Annotated in this window: 1 protein-coding gene; it reads left to right on the forward strand. The window is 32.0% G+C overall.

All coding sequences use genetic code 11. From position 1 onward, the window contains the following. The coding region (locus AC07E5_RS09715; protein WP_498625336.1) for a hypothetical protein at window positions 1–642 on the forward strand (642 nt) is incomplete at its 5' end. Between the last annotated feature and the right edge of the window lie 255 nt (window positions 643–897).

An 897-nucleotide genomic window follows, 5' to 3' on the forward strand; every position in this document is an offset into this window, starting at 1 on the left:
AAAGTATGTCGGAGCGGCCTAGGAAGAGGAAATTACAACGATTTACAGATGATATTTCAATGTTATTTAGGAGGCACCAGAGTGTATGAAATATCATCAACATGGCTTAAGTTGGCGCGTATGGGGGGTGCTCCTACAACACTTATCTTACGTCATTCTGACAATGAGCTTGATAAATACACAAAACAAAGATATAGAGAAAAATTAGTATCATTAGTATCAAACTTTAAGAATGTCAGTGAAAGAGCAGAAAGAGCTAATCCCACTGATGCAGATCAATACTATATTTCAGCAATTAACTATCTAAGAGAAAAAACAAGAGATAGCGAAAAATATCCATTAATTCTTAAAGAAAACATGAATTATGGGTTTAGCAGAAATCTATTAGCTTTTAAAAGTACAGCAATAACAATTATCTTAATTTCACTAGCAATAAGTCTTTTAATAATAGTTGTTACATTTAAAGATAAATATGTAGATATAAACTCACTAAGCTTATTGTCTCCTCAATACTACGTTTTAGTCATCCTACACATTATATTTTTATTATTTTGGTGTTTAATGATAAATGAAACATGGGTAAAAGTTAGAGCATATGCATATGCAAAACGTCTCTTATCATCTTGTGAAGATATAACTTAAAAATTATGAACTCACCCTAAGTTGCCCTTAAAAAGTAAACATGTATATGTTTGTTTGGTTTTATCCTATAGATAAGTTAAGGCTAATGGTCTAAAAGAACTTTTTACATGTTTACTTTAAACACTCAACGTAAGCATCCGGCTAACACAGCCTTACCAAGCGATCCTATAAGCCTTAATTTAGTTCCCACCTAAAAACAAGTGGGGACTTAATCCATGAACATGGATATATATTCAGCAACACCTCCTGTTGCTA

The organism is Acinetobacter seohaensis, from assembly GCF_056431365.1.